The sequence below is a fragment of the Roseovarius albus genome (genome assembly GCF_900172335.1).
GTDB classification, from domain to species: Bacteria; Pseudomonadota; Alphaproteobacteria; order Rhodobacterales; family Rhodobacteraceae; genus Roseovarius; species Roseovarius albus.
This window is the reverse complement of the sequence record NZ_FWFX01000011.1, coordinates 63,969-85,139: the sequence shown is the minus strand read 5'-3', so window position 1 is coordinate 85,139 and position 21,171 is coordinate 63,969. Positions and strand designations below refer to the sequence as shown.

General features: G+C 55.6%; 17 protein-coding genes. 4 read left to right on the top strand and 13 right to left on the bottom strand.

Going from position 1 to position 21,171, the window contains the following annotated elements; genetic code table 11:
• Positions 1 to 17 precede the first annotated feature (17 nt).
• The 3 genes from ROA7450_RS15610 to ROA7450_RS15600 all read right to left on the bottom strand — a co-directional run bounded on the left by ROA7450_RS15610 (position 18) and on the right by ROA7450_RS15600 (position 5,374).
• Positions 18 to 404 (bottom strand): MAPEG family protein, encoded by a 387-nt coding sequence (locus tag ROA7450_RS15610; RefSeq protein ID WP_085806867.1) that lies wholly within the window; start codon positions 402 to 404, stop codon positions 18 to 20.
• 101 nt (positions 405 to 505) lie between these two features.
• Positions 506 to 3,946, bottom strand: a complete 3,441-nt coding sequence (locus tag ROA7450_RS15605) for a pyruvate carboxylase (RefSeq protein ID WP_085806866.1) — start codon at positions 3,944 to 3,946, stop codon at positions 506 to 508.
• Between the two features lie 225 nt (positions 3,947 to 4,171).
• Positions 4,172 to 5,374, bottom strand: a complete 1,203-nt coding sequence (locus ROA7450_RS15600; protein WP_234999555.1) for an alpha-hydroxy acid oxidase — start codon at positions 5,372 to 5,374, stop codon at positions 4,172 to 4,174.
• Between the two features lie 49 nt (positions 5,375 to 5,423).
• On the opposite strand from ROA7450_RS15600, the gene ROA7450_RS15595 reads away from it, so the two are divergent.
• Complete coding sequence (locus ROA7450_RS15595) at positions 5,424 to 7,817, top strand: ATP-dependent helicase (protein WP_085806864.1); 2,394 nt, start codon at positions 5,424 to 5,426, stop codon at positions 7,815 to 7,817.
• Here ROA7450_RS15595 and ROA7450_RS15590 read toward each other — a convergent pair.
• From ROA7450_RS15590 to ROA7450_RS15565, 6 genes are read right to left on the bottom strand one after another with little or no spacing between them, the layout of a single operon-like run.
• On the bottom strand, positions 7,814 to 8,887 hold the full coding sequence (locus ROA7450_RS15590; RefSeq protein WP_085806954.1) for a DUF1513 domain-containing protein: 1,074 nt from the start codon (positions 8,885 to 8,887) through the stop codon (positions 7,814 to 7,816). The two genes, ROA7450_RS15595 and ROA7450_RS15590, sit on opposite strands and share 4 nt — an antisense overlap.
• Before the next feature lies 1 nt (position 8,888).
• On the bottom strand, positions 8,889 to 9,875 hold the full coding sequence (locus ROA7450_RS15585; RefSeq protein WP_159454071.1) for an imelysin family protein: 987 nt from the start codon (positions 9,873 to 9,875) through the stop codon (positions 8,889 to 8,891).
• A gap of 32 nt (positions 9,876 to 9,907) precedes the next feature.
• Entirely contained in the window at positions 9,908 to 11,398 is a 1,491-nt protein-coding gene (locus ROA7450_RS15580) for a di-heme oxidoreductase family protein (protein ID WP_234999563.1), read from the bottom strand.
• Between the two features lie 10 nt (positions 11,399 to 11,408).
• Positions 11,409 to 11,894 carry a bacterioferritin gene (bfr, locus tag ROA7450_RS15575; protein ID WP_085806860.1) on the bottom strand — a complete coding sequence of 162 codons (486 nt, stop codon included), beginning with the start codon at positions 11,892 to 11,894 and terminating at the stop codon, positions 11,409 to 11,411.
• Positions 11,861 to 12,136 carry a (2Fe-2S)-binding protein gene (locus ROA7450_RS15570; protein WP_085806858.1) on the bottom strand — a complete coding sequence of 92 codons (276 nt, stop codon included), beginning with the start codon at positions 12,134 to 12,136 and terminating at the stop codon, positions 11,861 to 11,863. Before ROA7450_RS15570 ends, bfr begins: the two co-directional genes overlap by 34 nt.
• Before the next feature lie 22 nt (positions 12,137 to 12,158).
• A complete protein-coding gene (locus tag ROA7450_RS15565; protein WP_085806856.1) occupies positions 12,159 to 13,433 on the bottom strand; it encodes an imelysin family protein in 1,275 nt (424 codons plus the stop codon).
• Positions 13,434 to 13,750: 317 nt separating this feature from the next.
• On the opposite strand from ROA7450_RS15565, the gene ROA7450_RS15560 reads away from it, so the two are divergent.
• Together ROA7450_RS15560 and ROA7450_RS15555 are read left to right on the top strand one after the other, a co-directional pair.
• Positions 13,751 to 14,839 carry an ABC transporter ATP-binding protein gene (locus ROA7450_RS15560; RefSeq protein WP_085806855.1) on the top strand — a complete coding sequence of 363 codons (1,089 nt, stop codon included), beginning with the start codon at positions 13,751 to 13,753 and terminating at the stop codon, positions 14,837 to 14,839.
• A gap of 13 nt (positions 14,840 to 14,852) precedes the next feature.
• Positions 14,853 to 15,626 (top strand): SDR family NAD(P)-dependent oxidoreductase, encoded by a 774-nt coding sequence (locus tag ROA7450_RS15555; RefSeq protein WP_085806854.1) that lies wholly within the window; start codon positions 14,853 to 14,855, stop codon positions 15,624 to 15,626.
• Positions 15,627 to 15,644: 18 nt separating this feature from the next.
• Here the strand turns inward: ROA7450_RS15555 and ROA7450_RS15550 are convergent, their stop codons facing one another.
• Positions 15,645 to 16,199 carry a L,D-transpeptidase gene (locus ROA7450_RS15550; RefSeq protein WP_085806852.1) on the bottom strand — a complete coding sequence of 185 codons (555 nt, stop codon included), beginning with the start codon at positions 16,197 to 16,199 and terminating at the stop codon, positions 15,645 to 15,647.
• A gap of 347 nt (positions 16,200 to 16,546) precedes the next feature.
• Between ROA7450_RS15550 and ROA7450_RS15545 the strand changes: the two genes are divergently transcribed.
• Positions 16,547 to 17,020, top strand: coding sequence for a YHS domain-containing (seleno)protein (locus ROA7450_RS15545; protein WP_085806850.1), 474 nt, complete (start codon positions 16,547 to 16,549; stop codon positions 17,018 to 17,020).
• 82 nt (positions 17,021 to 17,102) lie between these two features.
• Here ROA7450_RS15545 and ROA7450_RS15540 read toward each other — a convergent pair whose 3' ends face one another.
• Genes ROA7450_RS15540 through ROA7450_RS15530 form a run of 3 tightly spaced genes read right to left on the bottom strand, consistent with a single transcriptional unit; the run spans position 17,103 to position 21,000 of the window.
• A complete protein-coding gene (locus tag ROA7450_RS15540) occupies positions 17,103 to 19,145 on the bottom strand; it encodes an ABC transporter ATP-binding protein (protein ID WP_085806848.1) in 2,043 nt (680 codons plus the stop codon).
• Positions 19,146 to 19,147: 2 nt separating this feature from the next.
• Complete coding sequence (locus ROA7450_RS15535) at positions 19,148 to 20,044, bottom strand: ABC transporter permease (protein ID WP_085806846.1); 897 nt, start codon at positions 20,042 to 20,044, stop codon at positions 19,148 to 19,150.
• Positions 20,041 to 21,000, bottom strand: coding sequence for an ABC transporter permease (locus ROA7450_RS15530; RefSeq protein WP_085806953.1), 960 nt, complete (start codon positions 20,998 to 21,000; stop codon positions 20,041 to 20,043). The genes ROA7450_RS15535 and ROA7450_RS15530 overlap by 4 nt, the downstream gene beginning before the upstream one ends.
• Between the last annotated feature and the right edge of the window lie 171 nt (positions 21,001 to 21,171).

The window sequence follows — 21,171 nt, the reverse complement described above, 5'->3', positions numbered from 1 at the left end:
GTTGAGTCCGATCAGTTTTAGAAGATTGCGCAAAGAAGATTGGCGACCGATGTGAGTGCGATCATGGCAAACGTCAGGACCATACCGTTCTTGCGGGCAAAGATGACCTGAGGGGTCGATCCCAAACCATAGGCGTGCATGAAACGGCCCGCTAGCAAAGTCAGCCCCATCAGGTGCAACAGCCAGGCTGATGCTCCTTGAAGTTCAAGCAGACCAAGCAGCAACAACGCAAAAGGGGCGTATTCGGCGCAGTTGGCATGGACACGAATGCGTTTTTCCAGATCCGAATCTGCCCCGGTGCCAACCGAGATTTTTGCCGTCTGACGGCGAAAGATGACACGAAAACTCAGCGTGACAAAAAGCAGCGCAATTATGCCTGCATAAAACGGGGTGATGGCGATCATGTTTACATCCTTCAAAGGGACTCGATTCCCGAAATGTCTAACGGCGACCGGATGCTAATCCAATCGCCGTTTGAAGGTGTTACAGAAAAGTTATGAGCGGCTTACTCCAGCTCGATCATCAGGTCTTTGGCATCGATTTGGCCGCTGGCTTGGACGTGAACCGCTTTGACCACAGCATCGCGTTCGGCATAGATACCGGTTTCCATTTTCATTGCCTCAATGGTGAGCAGCAGATCGTCCTGCTTGACCTCTTGGCCAACAGTGACAGCAACGCTTGAAACAACGCCGGGCATTGGTGCCCCGATGTGATTTGGGTTGCCTGCTTCTGCTTTCGGACGGGTGATAGTCTGGGCTTTGACCAAGCGGTTTGGCACACGGATCACACGTGGTTGGCCGTTGAGTTCAAAGAATACGCGTACTTCGCCCTTTTCATCGGTTTCACCGACGGCCTGAAGTAGGATTTCCAGTGTTTTACCCGGGTCGATCTCGACACTGATCTGTTCGCCCGGTTCCATGCCGTAGAAGAAGGTCCGCGTTGGCAGGGTGCGTACCGGACCATAAATGCGGTGGCGTCCCATGTAATCAAGGAAGACCTTGGGATACATCAGGTAGCCGTTCAGATCCTCGTCATCAACTTTGAAGCCTTCCAGTTCTTTCGACAGTTTGGCACGCTCAGCCTCCAGGTCTACAGGCGGCAAGTGTGCGCCGGGGCGGCTGGTGTTGGGCGCCTCACCCTTAAGAACTTTGGAAACGATCCCATCCGGGAAACCACCGGGAGGCTGGCCCAGATTGCCGCGCATCATGTCGATTACGGAATCAGGAAAGGCGACATCGGTTTGCGGGTCTTCGACCTCTTCACGGCTCAGGCCTTGGGATACCATCATCAAAGCCATGTCACCGACAACCTTGGACGACGGTGTTACCTTCACAATGTCACCAAACATCTGGTTCACATCTGCATAGGTACGGGCTACGTCGGGCCATTGCTCTTCCAGCCCCAAGGAACGCGCTTGCGCCTTGAGATTGGTAAATTGCCCGCCGGGCATTTCATGCAAGTACACTTCGGACGCAGGGGCGGCCAACCCGGATTCGAATGCCACATATTGCGCCCGCACATGTTCCCAGTAATCCGACATCTCGCGAATGCGCTCGATGTTTAGGCCGGTGTCACGCGCGGTGTTGGCCAGCGCTTCAACGATGGAGCCAAGGCACGGCTGCGAAGTACCGCCCGAGAAGGCATCCATCGCGGCATCCACGGCATCAACACCAGCTTCGGTCGCAGCAAGAATGGTCGCCGCAGCTATGCCAGAGGTGTCGTGGGTGTGGAAGTGGACCGGAATATCCAGCTCTTCTTTCAGGGCTTTAACTAAAACAGTTGCTGATGCCGGTTTCAGCAGGCCTGCCATATCCTTGAGGCCTAGAACATGCGCGCCTGCGGCTTGCAGTTCTTTACCCATGGCGACGTAGTATTTCAGATCATACTTGGCCCGGTTAGGATCAAGGATGTCGCCGGTATAGCACACGGTGCCTTCGCAGATCTTGCCGGATTCGTTGACTGCATCCATGGCGACGCGCATGTTTTCGACCCAGTTAAGGCTGTCGAACACACGGAATACATCGATGCCGGTTGTGGCAGCCTGATGCACGAATTCCTGCACAACGTTGTCTGGATAGTTGGTGTACCCCACACCGTTGGAGGCACGCAGCAGCATCTGTGTCATCAAGTTTGGCATGCGTTCGCGCAGATCGCGAAGGCGCTGCCAAGGACATTCCTGCAAGAAGCGATAGGCTACGTCAAAGGTCGCGCCGCCCCAGCACTCCATGCTGAACAGTTGTGGCAGGTTGGCGGCATAACTGGGGGCCGCGCGCAGCATATCTATCGAGCGCATACGGGTGGCCAGCAGGGATTGGTGCCCGTCGCGCATGGTGGTGTCGGTCAGCAGAAGTTGCTTTTGCTCGAGCATCCAGTCGGCCACGGCCTTGGCGCCCTTTTCCTCCAACAAGTTGCGTGTGCCCGGTTGTACATCCTGAACAGGTGCTGGTGGCTTGGGCAACCGAACACCTGCGGCCGGAACTGGACGTCCATCGGTTTCCGGGTGACCGTTCACACTGATGTCGGCAATGTAGGTCAGCACCTTGGTGCCACGGTCGCGACGCTTGGAAAATTTGTACAGGTCCGGCGTCGTGTCGATGAACTTGGTGGTGTACTCATTCGACAGAAAAATCGGGTGCTTCAGCAGATTTTCCACAAAGGCGATGTTGGTTGAAACGCCACGAATACGGAACTCGCGCAGCGCGCGGTCCATCCGGGCAATCGCGGCCTCGGGTGTCTGCGCCGAGGCTGTAACTTTTACCAGGAGACTGTCGTAGTAACGTGTGATCACGCCGCCCGAATAGGCGGTGCCGCCATCCAGACGGATGCCCATGCCCGTGGCCTCGCGTAAAGCGGTGATACGGCCATAGTCTGGGATGAAGTTGTTTTGCGGGTCTTCGGTGGTTATCCGGGTTTGCAGTGCGTGACCGTTGAGAGTGATTTCGTCCTGGCTGGCCTTGCGGGTCGCTTCAGCAAGTGTTTTGCCCTCAGCGATCTTGATCTGTGCCTGTACAATATCGATGCCGGTGACTTCTTCAGTGACAGTATGTTCTACCTGAACGCGTGGGTTGACTTCGATGAAGTAGAATTTGCCGCTGTCCATGTCCATCAGGAACTCGACAGTACCAGCACATTCGTAGTTCACGTGCTTACAGATTTTGTAACCCAGTTCGCAGATCTCGGTGCGCTGCTCCTCGGTCAAATAAGGCGCTGGCGCGCGCTCAACGACCTTTTGGTTGCGGCGCTGGACCGAGCAGTCACGTTCATACAGGTGATACATCTGCCCATGTTTGTCGCCCAGAATCTGCACCTCGACGTGGCGAGCGCGCAGGATCATCTTTTCCAGATAGCCTTCGCCATTGCCAAAGGCGGCTTCGGCTTCGCGACGACCTTCCAAAACTTTTTCTTCCAACTCGTCGGGGCCATTGATCGGGCGCATGCCACGTCCGCCACCACCCCAAGAGGCTTTGAGCATCAGTGGGTAGCCAATTTCAGCCGCTTCGGCACGGATGGCATCCATGTCGTCACCTAGCACTTCTGTGGCTGGGATGACGGGCACACCCGCTTGGACCGCGACGCGGCGGGCGCTGGCCTTGTCGCCAAGAGCACGCATGGTTTCGGCCTTGGGACCGATGAAGGTGATATCGTTCGCGGCGCAGGCATCAACAAATTCCGGGTTTTCCGACAGCAGACCATAACCCGGGTGAATGGCGTCAGCACCGCACTCTTTGGCGACGCGAATGATTTCGTCAATTGACAGGTAGGCTGCAACCGGCCCCAGACCTTCGCCGATGCGGTAAGCTTCGTCTGATTTGAAACGGTGCAGGCTGAGCTTGTCCTCCTCAGCAAAAACCGCAACCGTGCGTTTGCCCAGCTCGTTGGCTGCTCGCATGATGCGAATGGCGATCTCGCCACGGTTGGCTACCAGTATTTTGCTGAATTCACCCATTGAAAGCTCTCCTTAGATGGCACCTATTTTGCATTTGCAGCATATATTTCGCCGCATTGCAGCGCATAGTGCTTTATGTTGTAAATTTTGCAAGAGTTTCATGCAATCTCGATGCGAAGCGCGGCACACCAATCGCGACATTTTTAGAATTTTATTAATATTGCCTAATAAAGTTAACGTAAGGGAAAGGGTGGCGAACTATTCTTTCGTTGATTCGAGCTCGATTTACTCCAAGTCTTGTGCTGCCGGTGGTTTTAGAATCTCAAAAGGTGTGCGAATCCCCAGTTGACCCATGTTTGACACCAGGTCTTCGCGCAAAATATGCGCCAGATGCGCCGGGCCAGCTGACCCCAAGGCCGCTAGGGCATAGTGCCAGCCCCGCCCCATCATCACAAAATCAGCGCCAAGAGTTAAGGCACGCAGAATATCTAACCCGCTTTCAACACCACCATCCAGAATGAGCGGCAGCTTGGTCGCCTTGCGAATACCCGGCAGAACATTGAGCGGGGCCGGAGCCGCATCGAACTGTCGACCACCATGGTTGCTGACCCACAGGGCATCAACACCTTCGTTTTCGAGCCGTGTGGCATCCTCTACTTGCATCACACCTTTGATGATTAGTGATCCCTGCCACGCATCGCGCACCGTACGCAGATACTCCCAGTTCGGTGCGATCCGGATCATGTAACCCGCATGCTGGTTCGAAGGCTGGCCTGTGATATCGGGCAGGTAGTCATCCACCATCCGCATGCGCGGCATACCCTGACGTGCCATGGCAAGCGCCCAAGCGGGGCGGCGGGCAATTTGTGCCAGCAAGCGCGGTGTGAGCCGGGGCGGTGTGGTAAGGCCTGAACGTTGTTGCCGTTCCCGACGGCTGGCCACAGCAAGATCCACTGTCATGACCAATGTCGAAAACCCTGCGGCTTTGGCGCGGCGGAGCATGTCTTTCAGAATGCCAGGATCGCGCGGCGGATACAGTTGGAACCACGCCTTGTCATCAATCGCGCCAGAGACATCTTCGGGCGTCTGGCTGGCCACGGTTGAAAGCGTGTAGGGAATGCCTGCGTCTGTGGCTGTACGCGCCAATATCCGTTCCGCATCCGGCCAGATCAACCCGGACATGCCGACCGGCGCAATCCCAAGGGGCAGGGCATAGTCATGTCCCAGCAAGCGCGCTGTCGTGTCGTACTCCAGCTCCCCTTTCAGGATGGAGGGCACCAATTCAATAGCATCGAACGCCGCCCGATTGCGTGCTTTGGTGGCATCCATGCCGGTGCCACTGTCTAGAAACTCCCAGACAAAATACGGTAGGCGCTTGCGGGCACGGGCGCGCAGGTCTGACAGGGACGGGTATCGGGCGTTCACATCCATCTGCACATTTGGGCGGTTTTTCAAGCCCTTGTCCAGTGTCAGAAATGCGCAGAACATTTGTTGAACAAACCTTTAACTCGGCGATCACCCGCGCTATCCTGCGCGCATGAGCAGTTTTGACGATTCCGACGCCTATGAAGGCGCTTCTTTGGCCGCACGCGCGATGGCCGCGCGGGCTATGCCTTATCTTGATGAGCTGAACCCCGAGCAGCGCGCCGCGGTTGAGGCGCTAGACGGTCCGGTGCTAATGCTCGCCGGGGCTGGGACGGGTAAAACCAAGGCGTTGACCACACGTATCGTGCATCTGCTCAACACCGGGCGTGCGCGCCCCAACGAAATCCTTGCGGTGACCTTCACCAACAAAGCAGCACGCGAAATGAAACATCGTGTCGGACGGATGATGGGTGAAGCGGTCGAAGGCATGCCGTGGCTCGGCACGTTTCACTCGATTTGCGTGAAGTTACTGCGCCGACATGCCGAGTTGGTCGAGCTGAACTCGAACTTCACCATATTGGATACGGACGATCAAATCCGTCTGCTTAAACAGCTGATCCGCGCGGCCAATATTGATGACAAGCGCTGGCCTGCGCGTGCTCTAGCCGGCGTCATTGACCATTGGAAAAACCGAGCTTGGACGCCAGATAACTTGCCAGCCTCAGAGGCGCATGCCTACGACGGCAAGGGGCCTGCACTCTATCGCATGTATCAAACGCGTCTGTGCGAGTTGAATGCCGTCGATTTCGGCGATCTTTTGATGCATATGGTGACGATATTTCAGGCGCATGATGATGTGTTGAAGCAATACCAGCGCTGGTTTTGTTACATTTTGGTCGACGAATACCAAGATACCAACGTAGCCCAATATTTGTGGCTGCGACTGCTGGCTGGCGGCCATCAAAACATCTGCTGTGTAGGTGATGATGACCAGTCGATCTATGGTTGGCGCGGGGCCGAGGTGGGCAACATCCTGCGGTTTGAAAAAGATTTTCCCGGTGCCCATGTGGTGCGGCTAGAGCAGAACTATCGTTCTACCGCGCATATTCTTGCCGCGGCCTCTGGGGTGATCGCTGGCAACAAGGGGCGGTTGGGCAAGGAGCTGTGGACCGACGCGGAGGGCGGTGAAAAGGTTCGTCTGATCGGCCATTGGGATGGCGAAACCGAGGCGCGCTGGATTGGCGAAGAAATAGAGGCGATGCAATATGGCACGCGCGGCCTGCAATCATACGGGCTGGACAAGATGGCCATTCTTGTTCGCGCCTCGCACCAGATGCGGGCGTTTGAGGATCGGTTCTTGTCGATTGGCCTACCGTACCGTGTGATCGGTGGCCCGCGTTTTTATGAGCGTTTAGAAATTCGTGATGCTATGGCTTATTTCCGGCTGGTGGTCAGCCCGTCGGATGATCTGGCGTTCGAGCGGATTGTTAATACACCCAAACGTGGTTTGGGCGACAAGGCGCAGCAGAAAATTCAGATGGCGGCGCGTGAAAACGGCGTACCTCTGATGCAAGGCGCGCGCATTTTGCTACAGAACAAGGGGCTGACCGGGAAAGGTGCGACGGAGCTGACCCGCTTGCTAGACAATCTTGAACGTTGGGCGATGATGACCCGCGCGCGTGTGATTGACGCGGGTGAGGGCGAAGTGATTGATGACGGCGGCATCGAGGTGGGTGAGCCGGAGGTAAACCACATCGAGCTGGCGCAGATTATGCTTGATGAATCTGGCTATACCGAGATGTGGCAAAACGATAAAAGTCCGGATGCACAGGGCCGCCTTGAGAACCTCAAGGAACTGGTCAAGGCGTTGGAGCAGTTCGAAAACCTGTCCGGATTTTTAGAGCACGTTAGCCTGATCATGGACAACAATAGCGAGGACGCCTCTGAAAAAGTGTCGATCATGACCTTGCACGCGGCCAAAGGCCTGGAATTCCCGGTGGTGTTCCTGCCGGGGTGGGAAGATGGCCTATTCCCCTCGCAACGCTCGATGGATGAAAGTGGTCAGACAGGTCTCGAGGAAGAGCGTCGGCTGGCCTATGTCGGCATCACCCGCGCTGAGGAGGTTTGCACCATCTCATTCGCTGGAAACCGGCAGGTGTTTGGCCAATGGCAATCGCAGCTTCCTTCGCGTTTTATCGACGAGTTGCCCGAGGCGCACGTTGATGTGCTGACCGCACCGGGTCTTTATGGCGGCAACTACGGTGCGGCGGGCATGAGCGCGGGCATTGAGACGCGAGCGGCTGAGGCGGATGTGTATTCATCCCCCGGTTGGCGGCGCATGCAGGCGCGCAATCAGCAACGAACGGTTAGCAAACCCAAAACCAACGTGATTGATGTGCAAGCAACTAGTGCCCACACTATGGGGGATCGGGTGTTTCACCAGAAGTTTGGTTATGGGGCGATTGTCGGCGTTGACGGCGACAAGCTAGAAATCGAGTTTGAAAAAGCAGGTCTGAAAAAAGTGATTGCCAAGTTTATCACCGGCGCGGATGACATCCCGTTTTAAAGCCGGACCAAGTGGTTATCCCAGGCAAGGTCATGGGTTTGCTGTGGCTTTAGGCCATTTTCCGAAAATTGTCCGACCTCCCCAGTGCCAGTGGTATAGTGGAAACCGCCAGCTTGATGTGAAACCCCGCAGACATCTGGAGCCTGTAGTATGGTGGGCGCATCTTGGCCAACACTAAACAACTGAATCATGCCGCCACGTGGTGACGTTGTGGCGATCTGTTTGCTGTCACCCGAGATGGCGATGCTTCCTGCATAGCCTGCCATTTGCCGTTGGGAATTCGGTGCGGCAGTCAAAAGGTGAATTTCCCGCCCGCGCTCATGCCAACCGGCCAATGGCACAGGGCGCGCTAGATCCCCTTGCCACTGCATTGCCAGCGCAGCCTTTCCAGAGGGAGCGACGGCCAGATGCCGGATCGAATTCAGTTGCAACTCAGCGGGCAGGGTGACTTGCTCCAACATCTCGCCAACAAATGACAGATAGCTGATGTTCGACTGCATTGTGGGCAGGTTCAACTTGGCCCGGCCGCTGTCGGGGTGGGTTTCTATCCCGCCGTTGGCCACGACCAATGTTTCTCCATCTGGCATCAGGCGTAGATCATGCGGGCCAGTTCCGCCAGACCAGAATTCACCTAGCCGGCGGTAGTTGTTGGTGGCATCCCAAACCCCGATGACCCCGCGTCCGTTGTCATAGTCATTCTCGGTGGTGAATAACTGCCTGCCATCATCTGAAAACACGCCATGCCCGTAGAAATGCCGCCCATCTGGCGCATCAAGGCCTGCCATTTCGCGGCCTAATAGGCAGTCAATCACCAGCGCAAAACGCCCCGGGCGGCGGGCAAAAGCTACGGCATGAGGACGCGTTGGATGTGCAGCAGCCGCGTGGCCACGTCCGGGCAAGGGAAGGCTGAAGACAAGCTCTCCGCCTTCACGCATTCCGCACAGAATGTAATCACCTGTCGATACCTTCGCGGCAGCCAGACAGGTTGGTGCACCCGCGTCCGCCCATGTGGGGCGGGGTAGGACAGTCGCGGCCAGCATTCCGGACAAAAAAGCGCGGCGGTTGGTCATGTCAGTCACCATCGAGCGAGTTGAACCCCGCTGAAACACCCAAATGCGGGCCGAGATTGTCAGCGAGTGTGGTCCGCAGATTATCAATCTGCTGTTTCAGTGCTTCGATGCGAAAGCGGCTGGCTGGATCGCTGACCCCTGAAAGATCCGGATCATCCAGATCTTTGATGCTAAGCTTAATCTTACTGAAGTGTTGCTGAAGTATTCCTGACAATTCCTCGTTTTCCAAGGTCATCATAATGGACATATCCCAAGGTGAGTTTAAAGAGGCCTCAATCAGCTCCAGTGACATTCCAGACCGCCGCGCCTCAGCACGCTTGGGGCGCGGTTTGTCAAAGCTGCCCAATGGGCGCCCCAGACGAGCATCGGATGTGAACTCCAGTGCAGTTGTGACGCCCTTGAAAAGCTCACGCTTGACCCCAGCTTGTGTGCGATAAGGGCCGTCTTCAGATGGGGCGATCAGATATGTTTTGTAGTGTTCCCAATCTTCACGGATTGAATTGGCAGTGCGTGCAATGTCTGCCGCTTGTCTTTGGATCAAGGTGCAGCGGTATTCAGGTGATCCGATATCGCGAAATGCGGGGTCGTAGAGCATAAGTTCCATTGCATAAAATCCGCGCGCAGCAATCGAAGCCTCTGTAAAACTTTCGGTGCTCTCGATGATTGGGTCCCTGTCCAAAATCAATTTCCGTAAGGCCTTTGGCGTCTTTCCGCGCGTATCGGGCCAGAAACCGAGCGCAAAGGCACGGTTATCTGTCTCAGTCGGGCCAAAACGAAATGCGCTGGCAGATGCCCATGCCCACATTCCGTCTTTTAAGCTTTTCCTCAGAACCTCGCTGTTTGGATCGCAATTTTGGGCAGCAGCTTTGGCAAGGTTTTTGGTGCTGTGTTCCAAATAATCAAAGCGGTGCAGGATTTGGGTTTTTACGGTGATGCTGATTTGATCTGACCAAAGATCATCCTGAGCAACGGTTGTAATGGGCCACACTATACAGAGGCTCAGAATGAGGGGTCTCAACATCAAAGATTCTCTAAAAATTCGATTAGCGCCACGCGATCAGCGGCGGGCATTTCAATGACGGCATTGCGTTGTGCCTCTGCCTCACCGCCATGCCACAGGATGGCTTCAAGCAGGGATCGTGCTCGCCCGTCGTGGAGAAAATAGGTGTGGTCGCTGACTTGCTCGGTCATGCCTATGCCCCACAGTGGCGGCGTGCGCCACTCCTTACCTGTTGCACGGGCCTCGGGGCGGTTATCAGCCAGGCCCTCGCCCATGTCGTGCAAAAGCAGATCAGTATAGGGCCAGATCATCTGAAAGCTTTGCTCGGGCTGATCTTGCAAACGATGGGTGACGTAGGCGGGCGTATGGCAGGACACGCATCCCGTCTCGTAAAACACTTGCTTGCCGCGCAAGACCTTTGGGTCATTCACATCGCGCCGGGCTGGTACCGCCAGATTGCGGCTGTAGAAAGTGACTAGATCCAGACCTTCAGAATCGATTTCAAAGCCGCGCACATCCTGATCACCATGCGGTGCGGTTTGGCATTTGACCTGAGCGCTGGTGCATTCACCATAAGGCGCAGGATAAAGCGGGCTGGAAATTCCGACATCTCCGGCAAAGGCTGCTGCGGATTGTTGGCGAATAGTCGGGTGCCCGGCCTTGAGGCCGAAACGGCCCAGCATGGGCATGCCATATTCCACCGACCAGACAATATTGGCACGGCCCGATATACCATCGCCATCACTGTCGCTAGGATCGGCTTGCGCCAGAATGTCAGCTGCCGGAATGGCTTCAAGCAGGCCAAGGCCAATCATTTGTGGGGCGACTCGTGGACTGAGCATTGCGTCGGGGTGTAGCGGGCCGTAACCGAGATTGGCTGCCGTGTAAGTTGGCTTGCGCAGGGTAGCGGTTTCACCGTCGGACAGAGCAACATCAATCTCCTCATAATCGATCTGCAGCCTGTATTCGGCAGGGACACCGGGCAGGCCAAAGTCTTGTAGTTGTTCACCGTAGGTGGGCTCGGGTGACGTGGCGATATAGTCCTCAATCTCGACCATTGCACCAGCATCACCACCGGGAATGGAAACCCGCAGGAACATGGAAATGGAATTGTCCTTCGGGTCTTCAGGTGGATGCCCGCGCCCATCTTTGATATGGCAACGCTGGCAAGAGCGCGCATTGAAAAGCGGCCCCAGGCCATCAGAGGCCAGTGTGGAGGAGGGAGACGATACCCAAAGCTTGCGAAAGAGCCCGTTGCCAACTTTGAAATCCAGTTCGTCCTCAAACGGCATGTTTTCAGTAGGCTGGGAAAACGCATCTGCATTGGTCAGAACGCGCACTGTGGCTGCCCCGGCAGGTTTAGCTTCGAATTGGTGCGCTTTCGAATAGTCATCTACGCCAAACAACACCCGCTCAATGCGGGCGATTTCATCGTCGGTGCGGAGAGTGATGTTCAGATGTGGCTCGTCCAGCGGGCCGGAGATGGCTGCCGGGGCGAACCCGGCCACCATTAGGGCAAGACTATTCAGCTTCGTCCATCGGGGTCGCATTAAGTTGGGCATAGCGTTCCGCACCAAGGGTTTCATAAAGCTCAAGCTGAGTTTCGAGGAAATCAATGTGACCTTCTTCATCTGCCATCAACTCTTCGAACAGTTTCATTGATACATAGTCGCCTGCGTCATTGCAGGCATCGCGGGCTTCTTTATACAGCGCCCTTGCATCAATTTCGGCGGCCAGATCACATTCCAGTGTTTCTTTCGGGTTTTGCCCAATCCGTAGCGGGTCGAGCTTTTGCAGGTTGGGATGCCCGCCCAGGAAAATGATCCGATCAATCAGTTTGTCCGCGTGCTCCATCTCTTCGATGCTTTCTTCGCGGCTTTTCTTGGCCATCCGGCCCAGGCCCCAGTCATCTTGCAAACGGTAGTGCAACCAGTACTGGCTGACGGCTGTCAACTCGTGGCGAAGGGCTTTGTTCAGGTAGTCGATGACGTTGCTATCACCTTGCATGTCTGGTTTTCCTTTGTAATGCCGTGGCGCAGGCCACGCAGTTCCATGGGGACTTTCAGGTTATCATTTTTTCTCATGGTTGCCAGAAAAAGCGGCATGCAACCGCCGCAATCTGCGGCTTTGCCAAGCGCATGATAGATTTTTCCGGGGGTGATGAGGGCCGCAGTGTCAGAGGCCCGCATCCAGTCGATGGCAGAGTTGATCTCGTGATCAGTGATGTTTTGACAATGACAGATAATCATCTGAGATCACTCCGCTTGTGTCTTAGTGGAACACCGCTTCTGGGTCGTCGAGGCTGTCGGAACCTTCAAACTCGATGCCATCGACGCCCAAAGCTGCAACAACGCGTTCGATGGATTTCGTCTGATCAACCAAACCGTTGACGCCGCCCATGATCAGAGCTTCACCACCAGCATTGCCTGCTTCGAGCATCTGATCGTAAGAGAATCCGGATTCAGCGGCGCTTTTGATACGAGCAAGAGCCTGCATGGTGTTGCTCAGCTTCAGGCGCATCTCTGTGTCCAAGTCTGCGTCGCTTGCAGCAACCAGATCCGACAGGGACGGGCCAGACACACGGCTACCGTCGGTGCGGACATATTCACCCAAGTACACGTTCTGGATGCCCAGCCCGTCATAGTAATGGCTGTTGTGGGTGTTGTCCGAGAAGCAATCATGCTCTTCCTCGGGATCATTCAGCATCAGGCCAAGGCGCATGCGCTCACCCGCTTGTTCACCGTAAGACAGCGAGCCCATGCCGGTCAGGATTGCAGTAATACCTGCATTTTCGTCTGCGATAAGATGGGCGCGGGCGTCTCCACCCTCCTGCCATTGCGCAGTCATCCACTCCAGATCCGAGACCAGCAGATCGGTCGCGGCTGTCAGATATTCTGCGCGGCGGTCGCAGTTACCGCCTGTGCAGTTGTCGCCTTGAGCAAAATCTGTCCAAGGGCGGCTGCCTGCACCGTGGTCCGTTCCGTTCAGGTCCTGGCCCCACAAAAGAAATTCAACGGCGTGATAGCCGGTGGCGACGTTGGCTTCGATGCCGTCTGCCTCTTGCAGCGTTTCGGCCAGCAATTCGGGCGTGATGCTGCTGGCGTCAATGGCTTCGCCAGACAACTCAAAGCTTGGATTGGCGATAACATTCAGGACGGCAAATCCGTTTTCGTCGGTTGGGCCACCATAGCTGGCATCGACGTAATCGATCAGGCCTTCATCCAGCGGCCACGCGTTTACCTTGCCTTCCCAGTCGTCAACGATCGCGTTGCCAAAACGGAAGACTTCGGTTTGCTGATAGGGAACACGGGCGGCGATCCAAGCCGCGCGGGCGGCTTGCAGGTGTTCGGCAGATGGGGCTTCGACTAGCGCAGCAATTGCAGCTTTCAAAGTTTCAGCGCTGCTCAGGCTGTCGCTGTATTTTGCTGACGCAATATCTGCATAGTTATTGAGGATATCGGCTTTGCTGACGGCATCACCTGCCAGAGCTACTGGTGCGAGGCTTGTCAGGGCAATGGCGCTGACGGAGAGCGTAAAAGACTTCATATAACAAGGTTCCTTAACACTGGGTTATGGATCGCTGAGGGATCCGGAAAGTATTGGTTCATGGCGCGAAACGCGTGCTTCGTGTTCGGGCTTCCCTAATCGAGTCGCGTAGGGTGGCTTGCTGTCTATTAACTGATTTAAAAAGTCAGGTATGTCAATCCGAGTATTTTACTTAGTTACTGGTGCTGGCGGTAATCGGCGGGCCGATAAGCATATACTGTTGCGGCTGATTGATGGACATAACTTGCACCAGTTGCGCAGGCTTGCTATGCGCTTGGAAAACCCGATAGATTTAATCGGAAAGCCGCGGGGCCGATTTGCAGAACGCCAATCCCAGACTAAAGATTAAGAACCTTGTACAGCGCTATGATGGCCGCAAGGTGGTTGATGATGTTTCGCTTGAGATTTGGCCGGGGCAGGTGGTGTGCCTGCTGGGGCCATCTGGCTGCGGGAAATCCACGACGTTGCGAATGATCGCTGGCGTCGAGATGCAAAACAGCGGTGAGATCTGGGTGGATGGCAACCTGATCTGCGACACCGTGTTTCGTGTTCCGCCTGAACGGCGCCAAATTGGTCTGATGTTTCAGGATTTCGCTCTGTTCCCTCATCTGCGTGTGGGGGAGAATGTGGCCTTCGGTCTGAGAGGGTCAAAAGCGGACAAGGGCATGCGAGTCGAAGAACTGCTGCGCCGGGTCGGCATGTCGCGCTATCTTGAGGCCTATCCGCATGAGCTTTCAGGTGGTGAGCAACAGCGCGTTGCTTTGGCGCGCGCTTTGGCTCCACGGCCCAGCATTATGTTAATGGACGAACCGTTCTCCGGGTTGGACAACCGTTTGCGTGATGGCATCCGCGACGAAACGCTTGAGATTTTACGTGAAGAAGAAACCGCTGTTCTATTGGTCACGCACGAGCCCGAAGAAGCGATGCGCATGGCTGATGAGATTGCCCTCATGCGGCGCGGACGGATCGTGCAACAAGGTGCGCCGTACAACATTTACAATGCGCCGGTGGATCGCGAAGCCGTTGCCTTTTTCAGCGACGTCAACATCATCTGCAGCACGGTGAACGGGGCCTTGGCTGATACGCCATTTGGGCAGTTCCTAACCCCAGGGATCGCGGATGGGCAAGAGGTTGAAATTGTTACACGACCGCAGCATATCAAGCTAGATTTTGATCGAAGCGGTACTGGGCCCAGCCCGACTATTGAAAATGGTACGGCCGCGCGTGGTACGGTGTTGCGTTCGCGATTCATGGGCAGCGAAAGCCTTGTTGAGTTTCGGATGGAACACGATGGATCGACGCTGAAAGCCACTGTTCCCAATGTGTTTTTGCCCAAACCGGGCAAGGTGATGTGGTTGTTGCTGCGACGGAACCGGTGCTTTGTGTTCCCGGTTGAAACGGATTGAAAAGGATCTTGCGATGAGCATTGAAATCGATCTTTCGGGCAAGCGCGCACTTATCACCGGCGGGGCGAGTGGCATTGGGCTGGCCTGTGCCGAAGGGCTGAGCCGAGCGGGTGCGGAAGTGACGATCTGCGATCTTTCGGACGGGGCTTGCAGAAAGGCGGTGCAGGATCTGCAAAGCCTTGGACACACTGCTGATTTCATAGTGTTCGATGTTAGCGATCGTGCGGCCTGCGAAACAGCCTTTGAAAAGCTGGCCGCAGACGGGGGCGTCGACATTCTTGTGACCTGCGCTGCCATCGTGAAAGCCATGCCAATCCTTGATTTCGATCCAGAAGATTGGGCGCGAATTCTGGATGTGAATCTCAGCGGCACTTTCCATTGCTGCCAACTGGCGGGGCGTCAGATGGTGACAAAGGGTTGGGGGCGGATCGTGACGCTAAGCTCGGTCAATGGCCAAATCGCCAATGCTGGACGCGGGGCTTACTCCTGCACCAAGGGTGGCGTAGATATGCTGACGCGGCTGCTGGCTGCAGAGTTGGGTGAACAGGGCGTCACCACGAATGCTGTTGCACCTATTCCAGTGGATACGCCAATGATCAAAAAGGTTCTCGGACCAAAAGATCGACAGTTGTGGCACGACCAAACCCCGATCAAGCGCTACGCGACCACACAAGAGGTGGCCGATGCAGTGTGCTTCCTCGCGTCTGAACAAGCCGCATTTATCAACGGCCATATTCTCAATGTGGATGGCGGGTTCATGTCTTCAGGGATATTGCCGAAGACATGAACTAAAAAGCTTCAAGGCTTAGAGAACGGTGACTGTCGTGCCCAGTGGCACGCGCTCATACAGATCTGCAACATGCTCGTTGATGAGACGAATACACCCGTTTGAAACCGAGCGGCCAATGGTTTTCGGCGCGGTTGTGCCGTGGATACGGAAATAAGTATCGCGACCGTTCTGGAACAGATAAAGCGCGCGTGCGCCTAGTGGGTTATCGCCACCGCCAGGTTGCACGTAATCATTGCCTTTGAATTTGGCGTATGCCACCGGATCACGTTCGATCATCTCATTGGTCGGGCGCCATGTTGGCCATTCTTTCTTGGCGCTGATTGTGGCGGTGCCTGTGAATTCTAACCCAGCTTTGCCAACGCCACATCCATAACGCAGCGCTTCTCCGGGCGCGGTGATCAGATATAGAAAGTGCGCGCGCGGTAGCACCAGCAATTGGCCGGGCTGATATTTGGGGTCTATGCTGACCTTCTGAGGATTGAATTTATCCTCCAACTGAAAAGCTTGGCTAACGCTGGGAAACGTCGCAGCGGTCAGGCCGGTAGCAATGAAGTGACGGCGTGTGAGCATAACAGATGAATCCTTAGTACATTTCACATTAAAATAATGTTTGTCTGAGCCACTTCAAAATAAAAATATAGTGAATTTGAGAATGTTTCTACGAAATGTGCCCGATCTACGTCACTTGAGCTGGCGAAAATGGATTCATTATTGAGTTCTCGGGAATTGCAGTTTGCTACAGGTGCACAGCGCGCTGTTCGCCCCTGCACAATCACATTTAGTTGTTTTGAAACGTGATCACCTAATGGCCAGTTTGGTGTCAGAAGAAAATTACGGTCTTCTAAAAAATTCAAAACTCTTTGCTCTTGAGCGCTGAATTGAGCGCGGTGGGGCAAGCAAATGGGAAAGGTACCCCAATGAAAACGTTTAAATCACTTCTGGGCGGAATTGCTCTGTCTGTTGTAACTGCAACGGCAACTCTGGCCGCAGGTCCCGAAATCAATGCATCGTCAACTGGACTTGCAATGCAGGGCTACGATCCGGTTGCATACTTCACCGTTGGTGAAGCCACAGAAGGCAGCTACAAAATTACGAGCATTTACAACGACGCGACATATCGCTTTTCGTCTGAAGAACACAAAGCCACGTTTGAAGCCAACCCAGAGGCCTATGCCCCAGCTTACGGTGGGTATTGCGCCTTCGGTACAGCGATGGGCTTCAAATTTGACGGCGACCCAGATCACTGGAAAATCGTTGATAACAAGCTTTACCTGAACCTGTCGCAAGACATTCAAGAGCGTTGGGAAGGTGACATTCCGGGCTTCATCACTAGTGCAGATGGAAACTGGACCAATATCAAAGACGCAACTCCAGCGTCGCTACAACAGTAAGCCTATCTCTTCCTGATTGGCGTGGGATGGCGGCAGACTTTCTGCCGCCATTTTTTATTTAAGTATTGCGAAAATTCTGCGTCTATTCTGCGGCGGTTTGAGCCTGCGTGTCGATACAGAGTTCTTCACGCGGAATATGACACCGGATCATATGACCGTCAGCGCCTTCCTGCCACGGCGGCACTTGCTGATCACAAATGGCCCCCAAACGGCGCGGACAACGGCGCTGAAATGGGCACCCCAGTGCGGGGGGGGAAAGCTCAACAACATCTTCGGCGCAAAGTTTTGGTGCAGTGTCTGGATCAGGCTCCAGCACCGCGCCCAACAGGATATCGGTATAAGGGTGCGAGACATCACCATAGACGTGTTCGGTCGGGCCATATTCGCACAGACGTCCTTGGTAAAGTACTGCGACCCGATCTGACAGGGCGCGCACCACTGCCAGATCATGGCTGACAAAAACATAGGTGGTGTTCTGGCTGCACTTGAGATCATTCAATAGATCCAGCACCGCCGCCTGAACTGAGACGTCCAACGCCGAGGTGACCTCGTCACACAGAACAATTTCTGGCTCGGCTGCAAAAGCACGGGCAACAGCCACGCGTTGTTTTTCGCCCCCTGAAAGCTGGCTGGGCAAACGGTCCATGTAGTGCGCGCTCAGCCGTACAGTTTCCAACAACGCTACACTGCGATCATGTAGGGCTTGGCCATCCAGCCGGTCGTACAGCCGCAGGGGCTGGGCGATGATCTCTGCGATGGTCTGACGCGGGTTCAGGCTTTCGTCCGGGTTCTGAAAAATCATTTGAATCCGGCGCAGCTGCTCTGGCGTGCGTTTTTCGACCACGGGCGGAAGGTTGATTTCATCTGCAACGCAAATGTTTCCAGCGCGCGGGGGGAGCAAACCTGCGATAGCTTTTAAGATGGTCGATTTGCCGCTGCCGGATTCCCCAACTAGCCCCAGCGTTTCCCCTCGAGCGATGGTCAAATCTATATCATCCACGGTGGGCACGGGCTCAGAAACGCCGCGCATTCGGTCAATTAAACCCAAGCTGCGATAGCTCAAAGAGATGTCTTTCAAAGACAAGGCCGGCTGACCATCGGGGCTGTGATGTACCGGTTCATGACGTCCATGATCCATGGATGCATGCAACGTGTCTGCGGCGCGAAAGCAACGTACGATCCCCCCGAGGCTATCCGGCACGGGATGAGGAGGGGCCTCTGAACAGCGTACCTCAGCCAAAGGGCAACGGGGAGCGTAAGCACAACCCTCGCCATCGCCGCCGGGCGGGGGCGGCCGACCTTCCAGTGCAACGGGCAGGCGACGGTCCCCAAGGCGCGGGATCGAGGCGAGCAACCCCTTGGGATAAGGATGGGATGGCGTGCGCAGGACTTCAGTGGCAGGGCCATCCAGAACAATTTGCCCGGCATACATCACTGCAACACGGGCGCAACTGCGGGCGATGACCCCCAGATCATGGCTAACATAGAGCATCGCCATGTTGCGCTCAGCTGCCAAATCGTTGAGCAGCTGCAAGATGTGTGCCTGCGTTGTCACATCCAGCCCGGTGGTAGGTTCATCCAACAACAGGGCTTCGGGCTCACCCGCAAGCGCCATTGCAATGGCTACGCGTTGCTGCTGCCCACCGGAAAGCTCATGCGGGAAACGTTGCAGTATCACATTGGGATCTGGCAAACGGACCTGCGCCAGTAGATTGTGTGCCACCTCTTGATGTTGTTCTGTGGGCACTGAGAGACAATGCAGGCGTAGCGCCTCTTTCAATTGTGTGCCGATGCGCATTGTGGGGGTCAACGCCTGTCCTGAGTTTTGCGGAATTAACCCCAGCCGTCCGCCGCGAATGGTTTCCAACTCATCACGGGACCGGGCAAACATATCGTCACCCCGAAAACAAACGCGGCCGGACAGCTTGCGCAGCCCGCCTTTCAAAAAACCCATGGCTGCTAAGGCTAATGTGCTTTTGCCAGAGCCGCTTTCGCCAACCAATCCAATGCTTTCCCCCGCCCGGATCGACAGGCTCACGTCGCGTAAAACAGGCAAGGTTGCGCCGGAGCGTCCTGTAAACCCAATCGAGAGGTTCTGGATGTCGATGATCGGCGTGTCAGACATTCTCAAAGCACCGCCTTTCCGGCGCGGTCGATGCCCAATGCCTTGCCCAAGGCATCCGCCATCAGATTGACGCCAATGATCAGGCTCGACAATGCAATCATCGGACCAAGTACCCCCCAAGGCGCGAGCGACATGAAGGTGCGCGCATCATTGATCATTAACCCCCAATCAGGTGTGGGCTCGGAAACGCCAAAGCCCAGGAATGAGAGTGATGAAAACGTCAGCAACATCCAACTCAGCCGCATCGCGCCCTCAACCAGCAAAACATCGAGCACATTGGGTAACAGCTCGCGGCGGATAATCTGCCTTTGTGGATGTCCACGCGCCCGTGCAGCCAGTACAAAATCACGTGCTACCACCGTTTGTGCCGCTGCCCGCACCACGCGGATAACCGGAATGCCAAAGAAAAACGCCAGTGTCGGGATCAGCACCTCATTTCCAGTGCCGAAGATCACCACCAACACCATCAGTGGTAATATTCCAGGCAGAGCCAAAAAGGCATCAACGGCGCGCATGACGATCTCATCCGGCCAGCCGCCACGCAGACCCAGCCATACGCCAACCATTCCTCCCCAAAGCACCGCAATCGGTGTCGCGACGCCACAAACTAACAGGGCCTCGCGTCCACCCAGCATCACCCGGGTCCAGACATCGCGGCCCAGATGATCGGTGCCGAGCCAATGCTCGGGAGAGGGACCAGAGAGGATCAAGCCGGAGTCCATTGCCTTGTAATCGAACGGTGCCAGCCACGGGCTGAACAGTGCCATCAACACATGCGTCAACACCAGGGCCACACCGATGGCCCCAGATGGCCGGGACAAGACATCGTAAAAAACCGTGCCCCAACGGCGGAGCAAAGAGGGACGCGCCTGAGCGCGGGAGGGTGCACCAACACTCATTTGCGCCTCAAATGTTGGGTGCGCATGCGCGGGTTCAACAGGATTGTCAGCAGATCTGCCAGCAAGTTGATCCCGACATAGGTGGCAGCCACCAGAATGGCGATGGCCTGAATCACTGGCAGGTCCCGATCCGAAATGGCATCGATCATCATTCGCCCTAAGCCGGGGTAGTTGAACACCACTTCAACCACCACGACGCCGCCTAATAACCAGGCAATGGTCAGCGCGACAATATTGATCGCGGGAAGTAGCGCACTGGGAAGGGCATGGCGAAACACCATTTGCCAATAGGGCACACCCTTCAATTGGGCCATCTGAATGTAGTCGCTGGTCATCACCTCGATTACGGAAGAGCGGACCATGCGCATGATATGCGCCACCATGACCAATGTTAGGACAATCGCAGCCGGCACGAATTCTGGAAAGAAGTCCAACGGTGGCGCATCTGCGGGGGTCAGGACCACGGCGGGAAAAAGTCCCAACCAGATTGAAAAGATCAACGTGATGATCGTGGCCGCAACAAACTCAGGAATCGTCATCGCAAAGATCGCACCGGTACTAAAGAAAATATCTGGAAACTTGTCGCGCCACAGGCCAGTGAAGACACCCAGAAAGATGGCCAGAGGTACGCCAACGCTCAGGGCCCCTGCGGCAAGCAGGATCGAGTTTTTGACCCTCAAGGCAACCTCTGCTGCTATCGTGGTATTGCCATTGGCTGATACACCCAGATCGCCCTGTAGGGCGCCAGTCGCCCAAGCCAGATATCGTTGCGTCGCGGATTGATTGAGGCCGAGCTGTTCACGACACCGTTCCAGAACCTCGCCTTGCGCATCGCGCTCTAAAAATGCTGTGCAGGCGTCGCCGGGTAGCGCCTCGATCCCCATAAAAATGATGACAGACACCATCCAGACGGTGACAAGGCCAAGGGCAAGACGACGAAGGATAAGTTCTGTCATGCGGTCCTGTGGGCCCCTTGCGGGCAGCAAGGCCCCTGAAGTTGCGGGCATGTGCCCAGTTCTGAGCCAAGCCTAACGCAAGCGGATCAGCGGCGTCGACTCTTTCTTGGCACGCTCGCAGGGCGAATCTCGAACATCCGGTAAAACCTGCGTGTAATCTTGCAATATGGC

Excerpts from the sequence above, each read along its gene's own strand:
- ROA7450_RS15565 (WP_085806856.1), bottom strand. The coding sequence starts at position 13,433 with ATGAAGTCTTTTACGCTCTCCGTCAGCGCCATTGCCCTGACAAGCCTC.
- ROA7450_RS15580 (WP_234999563.1), bottom strand. The coding sequence starts at position 11,398 with ATGGTGGCCGGGTTCGCCCCGGCAGCCATCTCCGGCCCGCTGGACGAG.
- ROA7450_RS15555 (WP_085806854.1), top strand. The coding sequence starts at position 14,853 with ATGAGCATTGAAATCGATCTTTCGGGCAAGCGCGCACTTATCACCGGC.
- ROA7450_RS15595 (WP_085806864.1), top strand. The coding sequence starts at position 5,424 with ATGAGCAGTTTTGACGATTCCGACGCCTATGAAGGCGCTTCTTTGGCC.
- ROA7450_RS15540 (WP_085806848.1), bottom strand. The coding sequence starts at position 19,145 with ATGTCTGACACGCCGATCATCGACATCCAGAACCTCTCGATTGGGTTT.
- ROA7450_RS15605 (WP_085806866.1), bottom strand. The coding sequence starts at position 3,946 with ATGGGTGAATTCAGCAAAATACTGGTAGCCAACCGTGGCGAGATCGCC.
- ROA7450_RS15610 (WP_085806867.1), bottom strand. The coding sequence starts at position 404 with ATGATCGCCATCACCCCGTTTTATGCAGGCATAATTGCGCTGCTTTTT.
- ROA7450_RS15535 (WP_085806846.1), bottom strand. The coding sequence starts at position 20,044 with ATGAGTGTTGGTGCACCCTCCCGCGCTCAGGCGCGTCCCTCTTTGCTC.
- ROA7450_RS15550 (WP_085806852.1), bottom strand. The coding sequence starts at position 16,199 with ATGCTCACACGCCGTCACTTCATTGCTACCGGCCTGACCGCTGCGACG.
- ROA7450_RS15600 (WP_234999555.1), bottom strand. The coding sequence starts at position 5,374 with ATGTTCTGCGCATTTCTGACACTGGACAAGGGCTTGAAAAACCGCCCA.
- bfr (WP_085806860.1), bottom strand. The coding sequence starts at position 11,894 with ATGCAAGGTGATAGCAACGTCATCGACTACCTGAACAAAGCCCTTCGC.
- ROA7450_RS15570 (WP_085806858.1), bottom strand. The coding sequence starts at position 12,136 with ATGATTATCTGTCATTGTCAAAACATCACTGATCACGAGATCAACTCT.
- ROA7450_RS15590 (WP_085806954.1), bottom strand. The coding sequence starts at position 8,887 with ATGACCAACCGCCGCGCTTTTTTGTCCGGAATGCTGGCCGCGACTGTC.
- ROA7450_RS15545 (WP_085806850.1), top strand. The coding sequence starts at position 16,547 with ATGAAAACGTTTAAATCACTTCTGGGCGGAATTGCTCTGTCTGTTGTA.
- ROA7450_RS15530 (WP_085806953.1), bottom strand. The coding sequence starts at position 21,000 with ATGACAGAACTTATCCTTCGTCGTCTTGCCCTTGGCCTTGTCACCGTC.